The sequence below is a fragment of the uncultured Sulfitobacter sp. genome (assembly GCF_964021855.1).
In the GTDB taxonomy this organism is placed as follows: Bacteria; Pseudomonadota; Alphaproteobacteria; order Rhodobacterales; family Rhodobacteraceae; genus Sulfitobacter.
This window is the reverse complement of the sequence record NZ_CAXHZD010000003.1, coordinates 50,608-69,082: the sequence shown is the minus strand read 5'-3', so window position 1 is coordinate 69,082 and position 18,475 is coordinate 50,608. Positions and strand designations below refer to the sequence as shown.

General features: G+C 58.2%; 20 protein-coding genes and 1 tRNA gene. 11 read left to right on the top strand and 10 right to left on the bottom strand.

Annotated features, from left to right (window positions below):
- Window positions 1-56: 56 nt before the first annotated feature.
- From AADJ11_RS10895 to AADJ11_RS10880, 4 genes are all read right to left on the bottom strand, one after another.
- Window positions 57-419, bottom strand: coding sequence for an SUF system Fe-S cluster assembly protein (locus tag AADJ11_RS10895; RefSeq protein ID WP_341234553.1), 363 nt, complete (start codon window positions 417-419; stop codon window positions 57-59).
- Between the two features lie 88 nt (window positions 420-507).
- Entirely contained in the window at window positions 508-1,890 is a 1,383-nt protein-coding gene (gene rimK / locus AADJ11_RS10890) for a 30S ribosomal protein S6--L-glutamate ligase (protein ID WP_341234552.1), read from the bottom strand.
- A 139-nt stretch (window positions 1,891-2,029) separates the two neighbouring features.
- Window positions 2,030-2,308 carry a hypothetical protein gene (locus AADJ11_RS10885; protein WP_341234551.1) on the bottom strand — a complete coding sequence of 93 codons (279 nt, stop codon included), beginning with the start codon at window positions 2,306-2,308 and terminating at the stop codon, window positions 2,030-2,032.
- On the bottom strand, window positions 2,308-3,201 hold the full coding sequence (locus tag AADJ11_RS10880; RefSeq protein WP_341234550.1) for an SPFH domain-containing protein: 894 nt from the start codon (window positions 3,199-3,201) through the stop codon (window positions 2,308-2,310). The genes AADJ11_RS10885 and AADJ11_RS10880 overlap by 1 nt, the downstream gene beginning before the upstream one ends.
- A gap of 108 nt (window positions 3,202-3,309) precedes the next feature.
- Between AADJ11_RS10880 and tgt the strand changes: the two genes are divergently transcribed.
- The 4 genes from tgt (at window position 3,310) to AADJ11_RS10860 (ending at window position 8,921) form a co-directional block, all read left to right on the top strand.
- Window positions 3,310-4,437 (top strand): tRNA guanosine(34) transglycosylase Tgt, encoded by a 1,128-nt coding sequence (gene tgt / locus AADJ11_RS10875; protein ID WP_341234549.1) that lies wholly within the window; start codon window positions 3,310-3,312, stop codon window positions 4,435-4,437.
- Window positions 4,438-4,544: 107 nt separating this feature from the next.
- Window positions 4,545-5,642, top strand: a complete 1,098-nt coding sequence (locus AADJ11_RS10870; RefSeq protein WP_341234548.1) for an alkene reductase — start codon at window positions 4,545-4,547, stop codon at window positions 5,640-5,642.
- A gap of 276 nt (window positions 5,643-5,918) precedes the next feature.
- Entirely contained in the window at window positions 5,919-8,327 is a 2,409-nt protein-coding gene (gene lon, locus AADJ11_RS10865; protein WP_341234547.1) for an endopeptidase La, read from the top strand.
- A gap of 165 nt (window positions 8,328-8,492) precedes the next feature.
- Window positions 8,493-8,921: an HU family DNA-binding protein gene (locus tag AADJ11_RS10860; protein ID WP_341234546.1), complete on the top strand. Its 429-nt coding sequence runs from the start codon at window positions 8,493-8,495 to the stop codon at window positions 8,919-8,921.
- A 95-nt stretch (window positions 8,922-9,016) separates the two neighbouring features.
- Here AADJ11_RS10860 and AADJ11_RS10855 read toward each other — a convergent pair.
- Window positions 9,017-9,092: transfer RNA gene (locus AADJ11_RS10855), tRNA-Val, on the bottom strand.
- A 271-nt stretch (window positions 9,093-9,363) separates the two neighbouring features.
- On the opposite strand from AADJ11_RS10855, the gene AADJ11_RS10850 reads away from it, so the two are divergent.
- Genes AADJ11_RS10850 through AADJ11_RS10840 form a run of 3 tightly spaced genes read left to right on the top strand, consistent with a single transcriptional unit; the run spans window position 9,364 to window position 11,566 of the window.
- The gene (locus tag AADJ11_RS10850; RefSeq protein ID WP_341234545.1) at window positions 9,364-10,068 is read left to right on the top strand and encodes an ABC transporter permease; all 705 of its coding nucleotides are present in this window, start codon (window positions 9,364-9,366) and stop codon (window positions 10,066-10,068) included.
- Window positions 10,062-10,769 (top strand): ATP-binding cassette domain-containing protein, encoded by a 708-nt coding sequence (locus AADJ11_RS10845; RefSeq protein WP_341234544.1) that lies wholly within the window; start codon window positions 10,062-10,064, stop codon window positions 10,767-10,769. Before AADJ11_RS10850 ends, AADJ11_RS10845 begins: the two co-directional genes overlap by 7 nt.
- The gene (locus AADJ11_RS10840; protein ID WP_341234543.1) at window positions 10,766-11,566 is read left to right on the top strand and encodes a substrate-binding domain-containing protein; all 801 of its coding nucleotides are present in this window, start codon (window positions 10,766-10,768) and stop codon (window positions 11,564-11,566) included. The genes AADJ11_RS10845 and AADJ11_RS10840 overlap by 4 nt, the downstream gene beginning before the upstream one ends.
- On the opposite strand, the gene AADJ11_RS10835 is transcribed toward AADJ11_RS10840, so the two are convergent.
- The 5 genes from AADJ11_RS10835 to AADJ11_RS10815 all read right to left on the bottom strand — a co-directional run bounded on the left by AADJ11_RS10835 (window position 11,563) and on the right by AADJ11_RS10815 (window position 16,136).
- Complete coding sequence (locus AADJ11_RS10835) at window positions 11,563-12,105, bottom strand: DUF6505 family protein (RefSeq protein WP_341234542.1); 543 nt, start codon at window positions 12,103-12,105, stop codon at window positions 11,563-11,565. The genes AADJ11_RS10840 and AADJ11_RS10835 overlap by 4 nt on opposite strands.
- Window positions 12,102-12,806: a biotin/lipoate--protein ligase family protein gene (locus AADJ11_RS10830; protein ID WP_341234541.1), complete on the bottom strand. Its 705-nt coding sequence runs from the start codon at window positions 12,804-12,806 to the stop codon at window positions 12,102-12,104. The genes AADJ11_RS10835 and AADJ11_RS10830 overlap by 4 nt, the downstream gene beginning before the upstream one ends.
- The gene (locus AADJ11_RS10825) at window positions 12,803-13,870 is read right to left on the bottom strand and encodes an Mrp/NBP35 family ATP-binding protein (RefSeq protein WP_341234540.1); all 1,068 of its coding nucleotides are present in this window, start codon (window positions 13,868-13,870) and stop codon (window positions 12,803-12,805) included. Before AADJ11_RS10825 ends, AADJ11_RS10830 begins: the two co-directional genes overlap by 4 nt.
- A gap of 1 nt (window position 13,871) precedes the next feature.
- Window positions 13,872-14,066: a DUF6494 family protein gene (locus AADJ11_RS10820; RefSeq protein WP_093914840.1), complete on the bottom strand. Its 195-nt coding sequence runs from the start codon at window positions 14,064-14,066 to the stop codon at window positions 13,872-13,874.
- A 120-nt stretch (window positions 14,067-14,186) separates the two neighbouring features.
- Window positions 14,187-16,136 (bottom strand): 4Fe-4S binding protein, encoded by a 1,950-nt coding sequence (locus tag AADJ11_RS10815; protein WP_341234539.1) that lies wholly within the window; start codon window positions 16,134-16,136, stop codon window positions 14,187-14,189.
- A gap of 287 nt (window positions 16,137-16,423) precedes the next feature.
- Between AADJ11_RS10815 and AADJ11_RS10810 the strand changes: the two genes are divergently transcribed.
- The 4 genes from AADJ11_RS10810 to AADJ11_RS10795 are packed head-to-tail and all read left to right on the top strand — an operon-like array spanning window position 16,424 to window position 18,452.
- Window positions 16,424-16,990, top strand: a complete 567-nt coding sequence (locus AADJ11_RS10810) for a DUF3305 domain-containing protein (protein WP_341234538.1) — start codon at window positions 16,424-16,426, stop codon at window positions 16,988-16,990.
- A complete protein-coding gene (locus AADJ11_RS10805) occupies window positions 16,987-17,595 on the top strand; it encodes a DUF3306 domain-containing protein (RefSeq protein WP_341234537.1) in 609 nt (202 codons plus the stop codon). Before AADJ11_RS10810 ends, AADJ11_RS10805 begins: the two co-directional genes overlap by 4 nt.
- Complete coding sequence (locus AADJ11_RS10800; protein WP_341234536.1) at window positions 17,592-18,206, top strand: molecular chaperone TorD family protein; 615 nt, start codon at window positions 17,592-17,594, stop codon at window positions 18,204-18,206. Before AADJ11_RS10805 ends, AADJ11_RS10800 begins: the two co-directional genes overlap by 4 nt.
- A 54-nt stretch (window positions 18,207-18,260) precedes the next feature.
- Window positions 18,261-18,452, top strand: coding sequence for a twin-arginine translocation pathway signal protein (locus AADJ11_RS10795; RefSeq protein WP_341234535.1), 192 nt, complete (start codon window positions 18,261-18,263; stop codon window positions 18,450-18,452).
- Window positions 18,453-18,475 lie beyond the last annotated feature (23 nt).

Here is an 18,475-nt window from a genome sequence, read left to right as displayed (position 1 = left end):
AGATGTTACATTTCTACGATGGTTTCATGATGGTCTCGTGAATTGCGACTGCCAGATTACATGAACCCCAACTCAAGACGGGCTTCGTCCGACATCATATCCATGCCCCAGGGTGGCTCCCAGACCAGCTCGACATCGACAGTCTTGACGCCGGGCAGGGGTTCGACCGCGTCGGCGACCCATCCGGGCATTTCGCCTGCCACGGGGCAGCCGGGTGCGGTCAGCGACATTTTGATGTTCACTTCGCTCTCGGGGTTGATGTCGATCGTATAGATCAGCCCAAGTTCGTAAATATTGACGGGAATTTCAGGGTCATAGACTGTGCGGCATGCCTCAACGATCTGCTCATATAGCGGATGGTCGGTGGTCGAGGGTGCAATCAGCGGTGTACCTTCTAGGGGTTGGGTGCTGTCGGTCATCGGGTGCCTCACTTCTTTTTCTGACCCTTTATATAGGGATCGCCGCGCCCAGCGTCTAGTGGGGCATAGCTGTGTTTACCCGTCGGGTTCAGCCCCTGCGTTTGCGCACAGGTTGCGGCTTTACCCGCGCCTCAACCATATCATAAAGCATGCCGACGATATCCTTGCCGGTTGCCTTTTCGATCCCCTCAAAACCGGGGGAGGAATTGACCTCCAGCACCTTGGGCCCGCTTTCAGATCGCAGCAGGTCAACGCCGGCTTTGCCCAAGCCAAAGGCACGCGCCGCGCGTAGGGCTGTCTCGCGCTCCTGCTTGGTGATCCGTACCACCTTGGCCGATCCGCCACGGTGCAGGTTCGACCTGAAATCGCCATCCGCGCCGGTGCGTTTCATGGCGGCCACAACCTTGCCATCAATCACCAGGCAGCGAATGTCTTCGCCGGCGGCTTCCTTGACGAAATCCTGCACCAGAAAATTTGCCTTAAGCCCGCGAAAGGCGTCGATCACCGATTCTGCGGCCTTTTTGGTTTCGGCCAGAACAACCCCCTTGCCTTGGGTCGATTCCAGCAGTTTCACGATCAAGGGCGCAGTGCCCACGAGCGCCATCAGGTTCGATGTGTCCTTGGGCGATGCGGCAAATGCGGTGGTTGGCATGCCGATTTTCTTGGACGCCAACACCTGATGCGCATGCAGCTTGTCGCGGCTGGCCAGAATGCCTGCCGATCCGTTCACGCAATAGGTGCCAATGGTTTCGAACTGCCGGATGACCGCACAGCCATAGGGCGTGACCGAGGCCCCGATGCGCGGGATCACAGCGTCATAGCGCGGCAGGCGTTTGCCGTCATAATGCACTTCGGGGGCCATGGCATTGATCGCCATATAGCAGCGCGTGGTGTCAATGACCTCAACCGTGTGTCCGCGCGTCTCGCCGACATCGACCAACCGCTGGGTGGAATAATTGTCAGGCTCGCGGCTCAGCACCGCAATGCGCAGCGCCCGTTTCGGGGCGGTGTGGCGCACGGCGGCAGAGTGATAGACATCATAGCTCAGCTCGGGCTGCAGGCGCTTTTCCGTGGCCGAAATCGTAATGTGATCGGTCAGGGCCTGCCGCCCCAACAGCATCCGGCTGGCCATGCCTGCGCGGTTGGTCAGGGTGATGTCGATAGGCCAGCTTTGACCGGCAACGGCCAAGGTGGTCGCAATCACATAGCGCAACTCGGATTCGCCGTTTGATGATGTGACCTCGCGGCGGTCAATGATCGGTGCGGAACAGGTGATGACGATATCGTCGTTGCCGGCAACCGGATGCACGTTGAACCGCACCTTCGGCTTGGCATCGGATCCAAAGACTTCGATGTCATGGGCATGCAAGGATGATGTCTTTGCACCCGTGTCGATCTTTGCCTTGATCGCGGGCAAGCCCAAGTCTGGCAGGGCAATCCATTCTTCCCAACCGAAATTCAATTCTTCCATACCACAGGGCTCCAAGACCGATGCATTGATGCCGCCGACTAACAGGTCGCATGGCGCCTCTCAAGGCGTCACGCGTGCTTCCAAATGGTAAATCATCCCGGGGTTCGGGGCAGAGCCCCGAGACGGTCGCAGCGATACCCTAACTTTCGTTAATATCGCGTGTCACAATCCGCGCACCGCTGGATTGTCTGCGGAATACCGCGCGCAGAATGATCCAGCACAGCAATGATAATCCGGCAAAAACCGCAGCCAGCAACGACGTGCTTGCCCCCGGCAGCAGCAACACCACCGGCACCATGGCCAAGGCCCCAAGCGCGAAGCCTAGGAATATGTTGCCCGGCAGCAGAATCTCGATCAGGCCCAAGATCAGGGCAATCGACACCCAGACCCACCACAGCGTCAGATAATCCATCAACATCAGCCACGCCCTTTCAACAGTTTAAACGCATCGCCAAAGGCCTCGATGGCTTGGGCGGGGACAACGATTGTCTGGTTGCCCGCACCGGCCCCAAGGGCGTTCAGCGCCTCGACCTGTTTCAGGGCGATCTGGTATTGCGCCGCCTCCAGCCCGTTTTCGCCAATGGCGGTGGCCACGACCTGCGTGGCATAGGCTTCGGCGTCGGCCAGCACGCGGCGGGCTTTGGCGGTTTGCTCGGACGCATAAAGCTCCGCATCGGCGGCCAGCTCAACGGCGCGCTTTTTCCCTTCGGCTTCGGTCACTTGGGCGCGGCGGGCGCGTTCGGCATTCAACTGCTGCATCATTGCGGCGCGGGTGGCGGCATCTAGGTTCACGTCCAGAATTTCGGCGCGGGTCACCTCGATCCCCCAATTGTCCACTGCATCTTCGACCAGCAGCTTGATTGTGGTGATCAAGGCGGTGCGGTTCGATTGCACCTCGTCCAGATCCATCTTGCCGATCTCGGCGCGCACAATGCCTGCGACGGTGGTGGCGATGGCAGAATCGATGTCACGAATGCGGTAAACTGTCTTTTCAGGCTCGATGATCCGGTAAAACACCGACGTATCCACCTGCACCAACACGTTGTCGCGGGTGATCGCGTCTTGGCTGGCGGTCGGCAATTGCCGTTCCAGGATCGAGATTTTATGCGCGATCTTGTCGATAAAAGGCACGATCATATTGATGCCGGGCCCCATAACAGACCGCAGACGGCCAAAGCGTTCGACCACATGCTGCTCGGACTGCGGGACGATCTTGACCCCTTTGACCACCAGAATGATCAGCAAAAGGGCCAGCAGGATAAGTGGCAGATTGCTTTGTAGGATTTCCAGCAAGATGGCTTCGATGGGCATTGGCGGCTCTCCTCAAGATGCGCGTGGGGGCAGTTTCGGCCATCTGGCCGCAAAAGCAAAGCGCCATCGTGATTGCACGTGATTGCGCGACCTCTTATAGGCGCTGTCATGGAAAAATTCTCATTTGATCTTCAGGCGCGCGACGGGTCTGCCCGCACCGGCGTCATTTCGACCCCTCGGGGTGACATTCGCACGCCTGCGTTTATGCCCGTTGGCACCGCCGCCACCGTCAAGGCGATGATGCCCGAAAGCGTCGCGGCCACAGGTGCCGATATTTTGCTGGGCAACACCTATCATCTGATGCTGCGGCCCACGGCCGAACGGATCGACCGGTTGGGTGGCCTGCACAAGTTCATGAATTGGGACAAACCGATCCTGACCGATTCAGGCGGCTTTCAGGTGATGAGCCTTGCCGACCTGCGCAAGCTGACGGAAAAAGGCGTGACCTTCAAAAGCCACATCGACGGGTCCAAGCATGAGCTAACGCCAGAGCGCTCGATGGAGATTCAAAAGCTGCTCGGCTCTGACATTGTGATGTGTTTCGACGAATGCCCCGCATTGCCTGCCGACCGTGACCGCATCGCGGAATCCATGCGCCTGTCGATGCGGTGGGCCGCGCGCAGCCGTGATGCCTTTGGGGATCGTCCCGGCCATGCGTTGTTTGGTATCCAACAAGGCGGGCTTGAGCAGGATTTTCGCGAGGAAAGCGCCAAGGCGCTGATCGACGTGGGCTTTGACGGTTATGCCGTCGGCGGTCTGGCCGTGGGCGAGGGGCAAGAGGCGATGTTCGGTTGTCTTGATTTCGCCACCGACATGCTGCCCGTCGACCGCCCGCGTTACTTGATGGGGGTGGGCAAGCCCGATGATATCGTCGGCGCCGTCGCACGCGGCATCGACATGATGGACTGCGTTCTGCCGTCACGCTCTGGCCGGACGGGGCAGGTGTTCACGCGTCACGGCGTTGTGAACATCAAAAACGCCCGCCACGCTGATGATCCGCGCCCGTTGGACGAAGAATGCACATGCCCGGCCTGTTCAAACTACAGCCGCGCCTATCTGCACCATGTCTTCCGCAGTCAGGAAATGATCAGCGGCATGCTGCTGACCTGGCATAACCTGCATTACTTCCAAGAAATCATGGCCGGTATGCGCGCTGCGATTGCCGCAGGCACGTTTGACGCGTGGCAGGCCGATTTCCATGCGCAAAGGGCGCAGGGGGATATAGAGCCGCTGTAGCTTTTCAACCGGCGGCGTGAAAAATAAACTTGTGAACCCATCCTTGTCGTCGCGCGTCTTTTGGTTAGGTGATGAAGACAATAAATTTTAAGGACGGGACGTACCCCATGACACAAGAATTATTTACGCCACTGAAAGTCGGCGCAATCGAGGCTAAGAACCGTATCGTAATGGCCCCGCTGACCCGCAGCCGCGCCGACAACGACACTGGTGAAGTCAACGATCTGCACGTTGAATATTATGCGCAGCGCGCAGGTGCCGGCATCATCATTACCGAAGCCGCGCAAATCAGCGCCGAAGGCAAGGGCTACATCAAAACCCCCGGCATCTATACCGAAGGGCAGGTTGCCGCGTGGAAGAAGGTCACGGATGCCGTGCACAAGGCGGGCGGCAAGATCGTTATCCAGCTTTGGCATGTGGGCCGGATCAGCCATGTTGATATCCAGCCAAACGGCCAAAAACCTGTCGCACCTTCCGCGATTGCCGCGAACATGAAGACGTTCACCGGTGACGGCATGGTCCCCACCTCCGAGCCACGCGCGCTTGAGCTGGACGAAATGCCACGCATCGTCGAAGATTATGTTCACGCGACCAAGATGGCCGAGAAAGCCGGATTTGACGGGGTCGAGGTGCACGGTGCCAACGGCTATTTGCTGGATCAGTTCATGAAAACCTCCAGCAATAAACGTGATGACGCCTATGGCGGCTCCGTTGAAAACCGCGCGCGTCTGCTGCTTGAGGTCTTGGAGGGCGTCACAAATGCGTGGGACGGCGACCATGTCGGCCTGCGTCTGTCGCCATTTTCACCTGCGAATGACATCGCAGATGAAAACCCGCAGGAAACCTTTGAATATGTGATCCGGGAACTGAACAAATTCGGCCTTGCCTATCTGCACATGGTCGAAGGATCGACCGGACAGTCGCGCGATCTGAAGGAAGGCGAGGATCTGGCCAAGCTACGCAAGCTGTTTGACGGCGTGTATATGGCCAACAACCTTTACGACCGCGACATGGCGATCAAAGCGGTTGCTGATGGCGCTGCTGATCTGGTTGCCTTTGGCCGGCCCTATATCGCGAACCCCGACCTTGCCAAACGTCTGGAACGCGATGCGCCACTGAACGAGGGTGACACCAGCACATTCTATGCGGGCGGTAAGGAAGGTTTTACCGACTATCCATTTTTGGAAGAAATCGCTGCTGACTAAGCCGCAATTTTCCGGCCCGCCGCGTTGGATGGGCCGGAACCACCCGTTACAAACCCTTTTTGACCGGAAATTAATCGATCCGTGCTTGTCTGTCCGCTGATAGCGGTTCATTCTGGCAAAAACCCCAAATCAGTTGGCCAAGCCTAGCAAGGCGGTAGCACGACGGGGATTGAAACAGGCGGGTAGGGTCCCCAAATACCCTATCTAGAACAGGAGATGACCGATCGGCTGCCTAGAATAGGGGCCAGTGTCATCTTGCAGTATAAGGAAAAGAGCATGTTAGAGCCTCTGAACGCATCCTACCCCGTGTTGCCCTTGCGCGACATCGTGGTGTTCCCCCATATGATTGTCCCGCTTTTTGTGGGTCGTGAAAAATCCGTGCGCGCGCTGGAAGAAGTGATGGCCGACGACAAGCAGATTCTGCTGTCGAGCCAGATCGACCCCGGCATGGATGACCCCGACGCAGACGGTATTTTCCAGACAGGTGTGCTGGCGAATGTCTTGCAACTGCTGAAATTGCCCGATGGCACCGTTAAGGTGCTTGTCGAAGGGCAGTCGCGTGTGCGCATCACTGAATACCTTGAAAATGATAGCTTTTTCGAAGCCACGGCCGAGTATCTGAGCGAAATTCCCGGTGATGAAACCACCACACGGGCGCTGATCAAAACCGTCGCCGAAGAGTTCGAACGTTATTCCAAAGTCAAAAAGAACGTGCCCGAAGAGGCGCTGACAGCTGTGCTGGAAGCGACCGAACCTGCGCGTCTTGCTGATCTGGTGGCGGGCCACTTGGGTATCGAAGTCGAGCAAAAGCAAGATTTGCTTGAAACGCTGTCCGTGTCCGAGCGTCTTGAGAAAGTTTACGGCCTGATGCAGGGCGAAATGTCCGTGTTGCAGGTCGAGAAAAAAATCAAGACCCGCGTTAAAACCCAGATGGAGAAAACGCAGCGCGAATATTACCTGAATGAGCAAATGAAGGCCATTCAGACCGAGCTGGGCGATGGCGAGGACGGCAAAAGCGAATTGGCCGAACTTGAAGCGCGCATCGCGGAAACCAAGCTGAGCAAAGAGGCCAAAGAGAAGGTCGACGGTGAGCTGAAAAAGCTCAAGAACATGTCGCCCATGTCTGCCGAAGCCACGGTTGTGCGCAACTATCTTGACTGGATCCTGTCGATCCCGTGGAATGTGAAATCGCGCACCAAAAAGGATTTGGTCAAAGCACAACAAGTGCTCGACGATGATCACTATGGCCTTGAAAAGGTTAAAGAACGCATCGTGGAATACCTTGCCGTGCAGCAACGCTCGTCCAAGCTGAAAGGCCCGATCATGTGCCTTGTCGGCCCTCCTGGTGTGGGTAAAACGTCGCTTGGTAAATCCGTGGCCAAGGCCACAGGGCGCGAATTTATTCGCATCAGCCTTGGCGGTGTGCGTGACGAATCCGAAATCCGCGGTCACCGTCGGACGTATATCGGCTCCATGCCCGGTAAGATCATTCAGGCGCTCAAAAAGGCCAAGACCAACAACCCGCTGATCTTGCTCGATGAAATCGACAAGATGGGGCAGGACTTCCGCGGCGATCCCGCGTCGGCCATGCTCGAGGTGCTTGATCCGGAGCAAAACTCCACATTTGTGGATCACTATTTGGAGGTCGAATATGACCTCTCGAACGTGATGTTCCTGACCACATCGAACAGCTATAACATGCCGGGTCCGCTTCTTGACCGGATGGAGATTATCCCGCTGTCGGGTTATACCGAGGATGAAAAGCGCGAGATTGCCAAACAGCATCTTGTCGCCAAGCAGATCAAGAACCACGGTCTTAAGGCAAAGGAATTTGCCATTGAAGACAGTGCCTTGACCAGCATGATCCGGTATTACACCCGCGAGGCTGGCGTGCGGAACCTTGAGCGTGAGATCGCAAAAGTGACCCGCAAGTCGCTGACCAAGATCGTCAAGAAAGAGGCCGAGAGCATCACAGTAAATGCTGACAACATCGAGGAATTCCTTGGCGTTAAAAAGTATCGCTATGGTCTGGCCGAGCTTGAAGATCAGATCGGTGTCGTGACTGGGTTGGCCTATACGTCGGTCGGGGGTGAATTGCTCCAGATCGAGGCATTGCGCCTACCGGGCAAGGGTCGGATGAAGACCACAGGCAAGCTGGGCGATGTGATGAAGGAATCCATCGACGCCGCCAGCAGCTATGTACGGTCGATCAGCCCGTCTATCGGGGTGAAGCCGACCAAGTTCGACACGGTCGACATCCACGTGCACGTGCCCGATGGTGCCACGCCCAAAGACGGCCCCTCGGCCGGTTTGGCCATGGTGACATCGATCGTTTCGGTGCTGACGCAAATCCCTGTTCGGCGTGACATCGCCATGACGGGCGAAGTGTCGCTGCGCGGGAATGCGATGCCTATTGGCGGGCTCAAGGAAAAGCTGCTTGCCGCCTTGCGCGGTGGGATTACCACGGTTCTGATCCCCGAAGAGAACGAAAAGGATTTGCCGGATATCCCAGACAACGTGAAGGAAGGGTTGAAAATCATCCCGGTCAAGCACGTGTCCGAAGTGTTGCAGCACGCGCTTGTGCGCCAGCCTGAAGCTATCGAATGGGATCAGGAGGCAGAAGATGCAGCAGCCGCTGCCCTGGCCAAAAAATCCCCAAGCGGGGACAGCGCCACCGCGCACTGATCATACTGAAATATAAAACAAAGCCGCCCTGGAAACGGGGCGGCTTTTTCATTTGGTGGCAGGCTATTGCATCGTCACGCCAATGTGCACATGCAGTCGTAGCGCTGGCTTTGGGCCGGCCATCACGCTACGGTGCTGCTGTGTATCCGTAAAAAGGCAGGGTTGATGAGCAAAGCCGCAAAAACCGTTAAGCCGGACTTAAGCCGCATAAAATTGCGTGGGGCCCCGAAAGGGCAGGCCATGCAATCGGTCAAGGCCCCCGCTGTCTCCAGCGATACACCGAACCCCAACGCGCCGCGCCCGGTGATTGTTGGCCCGGTCATGCGCAAGAAAGAACTGATTGATCTGGTGGTTGAACGCTCAGGCATTAAAAAGAAGGACGCGAAGCCGGTCATCGACGCCATGCTTGCCGTGTTGGGCGAGGCGTTGAACGACAGCCGCGAGCTGAACCTTTTGCCGATGGGCAAGTTCAAGGTGCTGAACGAGAAAGACCTTGGAAACGGTAAAATGATGCGCGTGAAAGTGCGTCAGGTCGATGCAAAACCCGCGCCGCGCACGGGCTTTGGGATTGATGCGGACAGTTCTGACGACTGATCAAATCGGGGCATTCAAGCCACCTGTATGGGTCTCGCAGGCGCGAAACATTATCCAAACATCTCAGTTCGTTATGCGATTTAAGAGAGGGGGAATGGTGGGTCGTGAGAGGCTCGAACTCCCGACATCTTCGGTGTAAACGAAGCGCTCTACCAACTGAGCTAACGACCCGTGAGCGTTCTACTATCCAAGCCCCACGGGTGTTTCAACCCCATTAATGCGCTGACTTCAAATTTTCTGCAAAAGTTTTGAAATCAACCGCCGTGCAGAGGGGATGCGCCGCGATTTAGCAAACTAGGCACCCAAAGCCGCACGCGAAATACGCCAATCATTTTAAGGGGCTGCAACAGCCTGCGGAATATTTCAGGCAGTTTCCGCTTGTCATTCAGGCCGGAAAACCCGACCGTTAAACCCAACGGTGTGAAACGGGATCGCGCGGCAAATGGTTGATATCTGGGAGGGATTGAACGCGGCATTCTGGCTGATCGTGCATTTCGATGCCGAGCTTTGGGAAATCAGCCTTAGATCGTTGCGTGTAACCCTGACCGCCTTGGTGATTGCGTCGGTGATCGCCATCCCCTTGGGTACCTATCTGGCCGTGCAGCGGTTTCGCTATCGCCGTTTTGCGATATCGCTGATCAACGCGCTGATGGGCCTGCCGCCGGTTGTCGTAGGGTTGGTCGTCTATATCTTGCTGTCGCGGTCCGGGCCGTTTGGCGTATTAAATCTGCTGTTCACCCCCACCGCGATGATCATTGCGCAGGTAATTATTATCACCCCTGTGATCGCGTCGATTGCCCATCAATCCATGCGCGAGCTATGGGCCGAATATCATGATCTGCTGATCTCGCTGAACACCTCGAAATGGCAGCGCATCACGACCCTGGTGCGCGACGGGCGGCGCAATTTGCTGACCGCTGCCTTGGCCGGTTTTGGCCGGGCCATCGGCGAGGTGGGGGCGATCATGATCGTGGGCGGCAATATTGATCATGTGACCCGCGTGCTGACCACCGCCATCGCGCTTGAGACCGGAAAGGGCGATTTTGCACTGGCTTTGGGGCTGGGCTTTGTCCTGATCGGCTTGGCGATTGTGGTGAATTTGGCGATCCACACGCTGTCGCGAACGGAGCGGGAGGGGCAATGGTGAGCCGTCTATTTCCCCTGACTTTGCAAGATGTTACCGTCCGCAGGCAGGGCAAACGGATCATCGGGCCGGTTGATCTGGTGCTTGATCCGCAGGGGCCGACGATTGTGATCGGGCCAAACGGGTCGGGCAAAACCACGTTGCTGCGCGTCCTGCACGGGATCGAGCGCATCAATGGAGGGTCTGTGACTTGGACGACCGAGGATACGTCGAAACAGGCGTTTGTCTTTCAATCCCCCATCGTTATGCGCCGGTCTGTCGCTGAAAATCTGGCCTATCCTTTGCGGTTGGTCAAAACCCCTGCAGCGCAGATCAGGGAAACGGTCGGCTATTGGCTGGACCGGATCGGGCTGGCAAGCGTGCAAAACAGCCCCGCCACCCGTTTGTCAGGGGGCGAGCGGCAGAAACTGGCCATTGCCCGCGCCTTGGTCCGCAAGCCGGATGTGCTGTTTCTGGATGAACCTTGCGCAAATCTAGACGGCCACGCCACCCGAGAGATCGAAGCCCTGCTGCAAGAGATTGCAGCGGCTGGCACGCATCTGGTGATGGCAACCCACGACATGGGGCAGGCGCGGCGGCTGGCCCATGATCTGGTGTTTATGCTGGATGGGAGAATTCACGAAACCGGGCCTGCAACGACCAAATTTGCAGCCCCACAAACCGAAGCGCTTGCCGCATTTTTAAGAGGAGACATTGTAACATGAAACGAATTTTAACCGCAGTAACCATGCTGTTGTGGGCACAAACCGCCAGCGCAGAAGAGATGCGCATGGCTGTGACCACATCGTTCGATAATTCCGGGCTTGCCGATGTGCTGCTGCCCGCGATCAAGTCCGATCTTGATCTGGATGTAAGGCTGTTGGTGGTGGGCACCGGGCAGGCGTTGCGCCTGGGCGAGGCGGGGGATGTCGATGCCGTATTGGTCCATTCCAAAGCGGCAGAAGAGAAATTCGTGGCCGAGGGGCATGGGACGCACCGCCGCGAGATCATGTATAATGATTTTGTTTTTGTTGGCCCCAACGCTGACCCAGCGGCGATTGCTGATGCAGCCAGCGCGGCGAATGCGATGCAGCGGATCGAGGGTGTCAAAGCCCCCTTTGTCAGCCGTGGCGACGACAGCGGTACCCATAAGGCCGAGAAAAAGATCTGGGCCAGTGCGGGTCTAGACAGCGCCGGGTTCGGCGATTGGTATCGTCCGGTCGGGGCAGGGATGGGGGCCGCGCTGAACACTGCCGCTGGCATGAACGCCTATATCGTGGCAGACCGTGCAAGCTGGTTGAACTTTGGCAACAAGGGCGATCTGGCGCTGCTCTATTCCGGCGATCCGGCCTTGTTCAATCAATATGCGCTGCTGCCGGTGAACCCTGATAAAAACGCTAACATTCGCAATGACTTGGCGATGAAACTTGAGGGTTGGTTGACCAGTGCGCGGGCGGCCGAGCTGATCAATGGTTACAAGATCAATGGCGAAGCGTTGTTTGTGTTTAACGCAACGCCTTAAGGGTCGTGATGATGATGCCCGTGATCGTGCCCATGATCATGTCCATGGTCATGCGGCTCATCCTCGTCCAGTGATCCATGGACGGCGAATTGCATGATGTCGGCATCCTGCGCCTCGATCACGCGGTAGGTTTCCCTGACGCCCGCGGGGGTCAATTCGCGCGACACTGTGATCAAGGTGTTCGGCGCGTGGTCCTCGCATAGCTCTGCCATTTGGGCGATTTCCTCTTTGGCGACGGTCATCGCGGCCTCGAGGTTTGGTGCACCGTAAATCTCGACGAAATGCTGGGCCAGCAGGTTGGCGAACACGTCATGTTCATGGGGCTCAATCTGCGTCACCGCGACAAAACTGACGCGGCCAAAGGTCTCGATCCCCATCCAGCCATTGGCAAAGGCCTGCCGCGCCTTGCCGACCAGATCACCCTCGCTCCAGTTTGAAAACTCGAACCCGCCGGAAATACACCATTCACCGGTGCGGGCGGGGTTGTGGAAAACGCGGGTGTCGCTTTCGTCAAAATGGATGGCGCGGGCTAGTTTCATACGGGCCTCGTGAGGGTTGCGGTCAGCGGTATCAAAACGGTTTCTTGGTCGATCTTCAACAGCAGCCCCAGGTTTTCATCAAGCCCGACATAGCTGCCGGTCTGCCCTGCGACCGTGATCTGCCCCTCAAGCCCATGGGCAAGGCCGGACCATTCGGCGTGCAGTTTGGCCATGCCGCCGTCGGCCCAGCTGTTGATACCGACAAGGGTGTGGCGCACCCATGCCTCAAGCAGGTGATGCGGGGCCACGTCGGCGCAGCCTTCGGCATAAAGCGCTGTTTGATCGGGGGTTAGGCCGGTGTCATCGCTGTCGGGCCACAGCGATAGGGTCAGGGCGACGACCAACCAATCGGGCTCAGCCTCAGGGTCGGTGCCCGATGCCGCCATGGCCAATTGCCCGGCACGCCCGCCGTTCAGGTAAATGCCGCCGTCCCAGCCCAGATGCACGCCGACCTCGGGCGGGGCCAAAGCGCCAAGCGCATTCTGAAAGCCAACGCCGCACACCGGCAGCATTGCCGCCGCGTCGGCAAGCGGCACATCGGGGGCAAAGACAATTGCCGCCCGCAAGCTGCTGGCCCCAAGATCGTAAAACACCAATCCCGCATCACACCCCTTATCCGCCGCGTCACAGGCGAGCGCAAAGGGGTCTTGCCCCTTGGCGTCTTGGCCGGAAAATAGCGGTGGAAACTCAGGCGCCGTCATGCATGCCCTTGGGATATCAGGTCTTTTGCCACCTTGCGGAAGACCAAGGCTTGGGTGCTTTCGGGCTTGGACACCACAATCGGTGCGCCGCCGTCAGCGGCCAAACGAATGTCGATATGCAGCGGGATTTCAGCCAGCAAAGGCACGTTCAGCTTCTCGGCTTCCGCAGCGACGCCGCCATGGCCGAACAGATGTTCCTCGTGACCGCAGGCCGAACAGATATGCGTGGACATGTTTTCGATCATGCCGATCAGGGGCGTGCCCAGTTGGTTGAACATGTCGATCCCTTTGCGGGCATCCAGCAGGGCGATGTCCTGCGGGGTTGATACAATGATCGCGCCGTTAAGTTCGGCCTTTTGCGCAAGGGTCATCTGCACATCGCCGGTGCCGGGGGGCAGATCGACGATCAGCACATCCAGCGCGCCCCATTGCACCTGCGACAACATCTGCTGCAACGCGCCCATCAGCATCGGGCCACGCCATACAACGGCTTGATCCTCGTTCGTCATCAGGCCCAGCGACATCATGGTCACGCCATAGTTGCGCATGGGCAGGATTGTTTTGCCATCAGGCGACGCGGGCCGCCCCGATACGCCCAGCATCCGCGGTTGCGAGGGCCCGTAGACATCCGCATCCAGCAGCCCGACGCGGCGGCCTTCGGCGGCCAGCGCACAGGCCAGATTGGCGGCGACGGTTGATTTACCCACGCCACCCTTGCCGGATGCCACGGCGATAATCCGGTCAATACCCGGTACTTTTTGCGGGCCAGTGGGGGCCGAACTGCGCGATCCCTTAAGGTCGGGCGGCGGTTTGGGCGCGCTATGGGCCGTCAACACGATGGAGACTGATGTGATGCCGTCCAGCGCCTTGATCTGCGCCTCGCCGGTATCCTTGAGCGCGGTATAGGCGGCCGCGTGATCGCCGCTGACCTCCATCACGAAACGCACCACGCCATCGTCGACGGTCAGCGCCTTGACGATACCCGCCTCGACGATCGATGTGCCGCTAATCGGGTCTTTCAGGTCTGCCAGAATGGCAAGAACGGATTCTCTGGTGACGGTCACCTTAGGATTGCCCCTCGATTTTGCCGGTAACGACATGTTCCATGTCCAGCCCGTCGATGGTCAACACCATCTTGGCGTCAAAGCTTTTGCCTGTGGTGTCACCGGCGTTGCGCAGGGCCTCTTCGATGGCTTGTTGGGATGTCACGCCAACCTGTTTCAGGAACTTGCGCATCGACATGTTGAAATCTTCGCTCATTTTCGGGTCTCCGATATCTGGGGCCGCTGTGCGGTCAACCTTGTGGGTTGGTGCGGTTGCGGCAATGGGAAAGGGGTATTTGTTTTTGTAACTGGCGGATCGGGGCGCTGGCTTGCAAAATCAGTGATCCTTGCGCTTTGACAGATAATCATCGGTGGTGCGCGGACGGGGGCGTTCGGCACCTGAAAACGGGTTGTTCTGGGCGTGATACTGCGCGTTGATACGGCAGCCGTCACACATCTGGATCATCCGCGCGGTGTCGGAATTGGCGAACATCGAATGCTTTCCGGCCAGTTTCTCGACGATCTTTTCAACGGTGGATTTAACCCCAAACAGCGTCCCGCATTCCACACAGGCAAAGGGTTCTTCTTCGTTCAAGATCACCTGTTGCAGGGCGGTTTCGGTCAGGTTGAACTGCGGCTCTAGCGTGATCGCGTTTTCGGGGCAGATATTGGCACAGAGCCCGCATTGCAGGCAGGCGTCTTCCTGAAAGCGCAATTGCGGCAGGTCGGGATTATCACCAAGCGCACCGGAAGGGCACAAAGACACGCAAGACAGGCACAGGGTGCAGGCATCTGTATCGACCAAAACCGCGCCATAAGGGGCATCAAGCGGCAGCGTCAGAACCTGTTGATCGGGGTTGAGCGCCTTGGCGGCCAGACGCGCGACCTGCCGACGGCTGCCAATGGGCAGGATCGGGTCGGCCGTGGGGGCCATCGGCGCGCGGCCAAACAGGTGGTCCGACAGCGCGTCGGGGTCTGCGAAATCCAGCAATGCAGATTGACCGGGCGCAATCGCATCGGCCAGCGCCAGCTGCGGATCAAGGGCGTCGCGTTCGGTTTTTGGCCCCAACAGGATATCAACATGGCTGAACCCGCTGGCAAGGGCGGCCAGCATCTCGGCATGGCCAAAGCCTGACAGCGCGCTGACCTCCATCGGGATCACATGGGCGGGCAGGCCGCGACCAAAACGGGCGGCCAGCTGGATCATTTCAGCGCCGTGATCATCATGGACCAAAAGTGCCGCATCCTCACCACCGGACATGCGATAGTTGCGCGCCAGCGTGCTGATCCGGCGGAACATGTGATCCGGCCCTGGCACGTCATAGGTGATGGCCCCGGACGGGCAGACGGCGGCGCACGCCCCGCAACCGGCGCAGATCATCGGATCAATGCTCACGGTTTCGCCCGCAGACAGGATCGCCCCCGTGGGACAGACGTTCAGGCAGTTTGAGCAGGCGGGCTGTTCGGCACGCGAATGGGCGCAAAGCGTCGGTTCCATGCTGATATACAGCGGCTTTTCAAAGGTGCCGACCATTTGGCTGGCGGACAGGATTGCATCTGCGACGGCGGGCTGGCTGCCCGGGTCTGCACGCAGATAGCCGTCGCGTTTTTCGGGCGCGGGGAACAGCGGCTGACCCCCGGTCAGATCAAGGATCAGGTCGCATTGCGATACGGCCCCGTCTTGCGGATCGGTCAGGGCAGGGGTGCCACGGCCCCCGGCAAGGCTTTGTTGGAAATGATCAATGCGAATGTCGAACTGGCCCAAGGTGCCGCTGGCGCCGCGCAGGGTGCCGATCACGATGTCATAAGCGGGGGTGGGCAGAAATGCACTGCCCGGTGCCAGCAATACCGTCACCGCCAGCGCATCAGACAGTTTTTCAGCCGCCGCAACGGCTGCGTCTTCATCCCCAAGGATCAGGCAGGTGCCTTCGCTGATGATATCGATTGATTTGGGCGGCGGCGGGGCCAGCATTGCGTCGGCAATCAGCGCGGCCATTTTGGGTGTGGTATCATCGCCATCGGCGGTCCAGCCAGCGCGGTCGCGAATATCGACGCATAGGGGTTCATCGGCGTTCAGTTCTTCGGCCAATGCGGCGAAACGGGGGGCTTCTTGGGCGCAGGCAATGACCACATCACCGGCCGAGATTGCCTTGGCGGCGGTTTCGATCTGCGTGGTGCACAGGCTTGTGTGGCATCCCGAACAACCCATTCCGGTTGCGTCGCCCAAGGCTTTGAAATCGACCTGCTGTGAGCCGAGACAATCACAAACCAACAACGTTTTCGTCATGATATCCCCTTGTGCCGATTGTGGATCGTGCTTCAGGTAGTCAGGAAATGGGCGCACAGTAAACCGCAAATCTGGTTTCTGTGCTGGTCTGGACCGAATGCAGGTGCAGCATCACCCTGGCTGAATAATATTTATGTGCAATCACTTAACCGCATTAACCAGTAATCATTGGTGTCTGTGGATGCTGCATCGCAGCATAACAACCGCGTGAAGGGAAATATCAAAAAAACCTTTGTCGTTTTCAAAGTTTTGCGTCACCATACGGGCAGCCACACGAGGGGATTTAATTGCCGCGTAGCCACCCAAATTCAGTGACCATCCCTGTTGGTGTCGTTGTCAGACGCACACCGGGGGCTACACGCTGGGCTAAATATGCCTGGACGGTCACGGATATTTTGCCCGGTGCAGCGCAAGCCGACTGGAAGGTTCTGCGGACCGAGGGCGACGTTACCGAATACCACGCGGCCACCCTGCCACTTACCTTATATGTTCCGGATGCCGAGGCCTATGCACATGAATTGCAGGCCCGAAGCCCGTCGATCTACACGGTGCTACGCCCCAATGCTGAAAGCGGCGGCGTGCCGTGGTCAGTGGCCCTTGTGACGGCATCGCCCTACGAGGCGCAGGATTACTGCGATTCAGCCGAAGAACTGGTTGAAAAGCTGCCAATGCCCCATGGTTTGCGGGCCTTGGTTATCGAATTTGTCGAAAAACACTACGAGGAAGAAGCGTTTGTGAAACGCCGGCGCAAGAACGCGCGGGTGGATCAGACGGATGATGGCGTGGGCGATTCCCGTATTCGCCAGACCACCGATGTGTACCGCGCCCCGCGCCGCCGCGAGGTGATCAATTGACCGCCGCACTTTCATCATGGTCACGCAGACGTGCCGCCGTCGCCGCAGAAGAGGCCGCGCTGAAACGCGAAGCCGATGACGCGATTGTTGCAGAGCAGCAGGCGGAGCTGGCCGAAAAGACCGACGCCGAGATTTTAGAGGAATTGGGCCTGCCCGATCCTGATGCGCTGGTTCTGGGCGATAACGTTAAGGCGTTCATGGTTAAGACCGTCCCGCAACATCTACGCAAACGCGCGTTGCGATCCCTGTGGCGCAGCAATCCTGTATTGGCCTGTGTCGATGGCTTGAACGATTATGACGACGATTACCTGACCGGCAGCACGGGGCAGGGGCCGATCAAGACCGGCTATCAGGTCGGCAAAGGCATGTTGGCACATCTGCTAGAGATGGAACGCCAAGCGGCGGCACCCGCTGAGGCCGCGTTGGTGGTGGTTGATGACGACGCCGAAGACGACGAAGATGTGCTGGTGGTGGTGGACGAGGTGAGCGCCGCCACGGACGACGCACCGGTTGAGTACGCCCGCGTCGAAGAGGCCGAAGAAATCGAACAAACCGCGCCGACCCGCCGTCGCATGCAATTTCATATCGAAGGGCAAAACGCATGAACGTGGCCGCAACATTGCCCGAAGTGATCCAAGAGGACCGCCTGCGCGCGGATCTGTACAACTATCTTGGGGTGATGCTGTCCGGGCCGCCCGATCAGATGTTGCTGGATCAAACCGCAAACCTGGAGGGCGACGAGACCCCATTGGGCCAAGCGATCCAAGGGCTGGCGCGCGTGGCAAAGGTATCGCGCCCAAAATCGGTGCGCACGGAATTCAACGCCTTGTTCATCGGCTTGGGGCGCGGTGAATTGTTGCCCTATGCCAGCTATTATCTGACCGGCTTTTTGAACGAAAAGCCGTTGGCGAATTTGCGCAAAACCATGGCCAGCCTTGGTATGACCCGCGCCCAGGATGTGTTCGAGCCCGAAGACAACATCGCATCCTTGATGGAGATGATGGCGGGCATGATCGTGGGGCGGTTTGGCCGCGTGGCCACAATCAGCGAACAACAACAGTTCTTTAACGCTCATATCGGCAGTTGGGCGGCGCATTATTTTGCCGATCTGCAAGCTGCCAAATCATCAGTTTTATACGCGTCTGTGGGGGCCGTTGGCGCGGCCTTTATGGATATCGAACGCGAAGCATTCCGCATGACCAAAGCTGAACGGTAATGCGTCACACTCCGGTGGGGACGCCCGCCGGATAACTCGAAGGGAAGGTACCAAATGACGGACAAGACAAAAGGCGCAAGCCGCCGCGACTTTCTGAAATTTGCAGGCACAGCGGCACCCGTGGCCGCCGCCGCGATTGCAGCGGGTGGGGCAACGGGGGCCGAAGCGCAACCGGCAGACCTGTCATCCGAGACCATGCAGGATACCGCGCACACCCGCGCCTATCTGGAAAGCACACGTTTCTAGTTTCTAATAGCCAACTGAACACC

Coding starts and splice junctions, on each gene's coding strand:
- AADJ11_RS10895 (WP_341234553.1), bottom strand. CDS start 419: ATGACCGACAGCACCCAACCCCTAGAAGGTACACCGCTGATTGCACCC.
- rimK (WP_341234552.1), bottom strand. CDS start 1,890: ATGGAAGAATTGAATTTCGGTTGGGAAGAATGGATTGCCCTGCCAGAC.
- AADJ11_RS10885 (WP_341234551.1), bottom strand. CDS start 2,308: ATGTTGATGGATTATCTGACGCTGTGGTGGGTCTGGGTGTCGATTGCC.
- AADJ11_RS10880 (WP_341234550.1), bottom strand. CDS start 3,201: ATGCCCATCGAAGCCATCTTGCTGGAAATCCTACAAAGCAATCTGCCA.
- tgt (WP_341234549.1), top strand. CDS start 3,310: ATGGAAAAATTCTCATTTGATCTTCAGGCGCGCGACGGGTCTGCCCGC.
- AADJ11_RS10870 (WP_341234548.1), top strand. CDS start 4,545: ATGACACAAGAATTATTTACGCCACTGAAAGTCGGCGCAATCGAGGCT.
- lon (WP_341234547.1), top strand. CDS start 5,919: ATGTTAGAGCCTCTGAACGCATCCTACCCCGTGTTGCCCTTGCGCGAC.
- AADJ11_RS10860 (WP_341234546.1), top strand. CDS start 8,493: ATGAGCAAAGCCGCAAAAACCGTTAAGCCGGACTTAAGCCGCATAAAA.
- AADJ11_RS10850 (WP_341234545.1), top strand. CDS start 9,364: ATGGTTGATATCTGGGAGGGATTGAACGCGGCATTCTGGCTGATCGTG.
- AADJ11_RS10845 (WP_341234544.1), top strand. CDS start 10,062: ATGGTGAGCCGTCTATTTCCCCTGACTTTGCAAGATGTTACCGTCCGC.
- AADJ11_RS10840 (WP_341234543.1), top strand. CDS start 10,766: ATGAAACGAATTTTAACCGCAGTAACCATGCTGTTGTGGGCACAAACC.
- AADJ11_RS10835 (WP_341234542.1), bottom strand. CDS start 12,105: ATGAAACTAGCCCGCGCCATCCATTTTGACGAAAGCGACACCCGCGTT.
- AADJ11_RS10830 (WP_341234541.1), bottom strand. CDS start 12,806: ATGACGGCGCCTGAGTTTCCACCGCTATTTTCCGGCCAAGACGCCAAG.
- AADJ11_RS10820 (WP_093914840.1), bottom strand. CDS start 14,066: ATGAGCGAAGATTTCAACATGTCGATGCGCAAGTTCCTGAAACAGGTT.
- AADJ11_RS10815 (WP_341234539.1), bottom strand. CDS start 16,136: ATGACGAAAACGTTGTTGGTTTGTGATTGTCTCGGCTCACAGCAGGTC.
- AADJ11_RS10800 (WP_341234536.1), top strand. CDS start 17,592: ATGAACGTGGCCGCAACATTGCCCGAAGTGATCCAAGAGGACCGCCTG.
- AADJ11_RS10795 (WP_341234535.1), top strand. CDS start 18,261: ATGACGGACAAGACAAAAGGCGCAAGCCGCCGCGACTTTCTGAAATTT.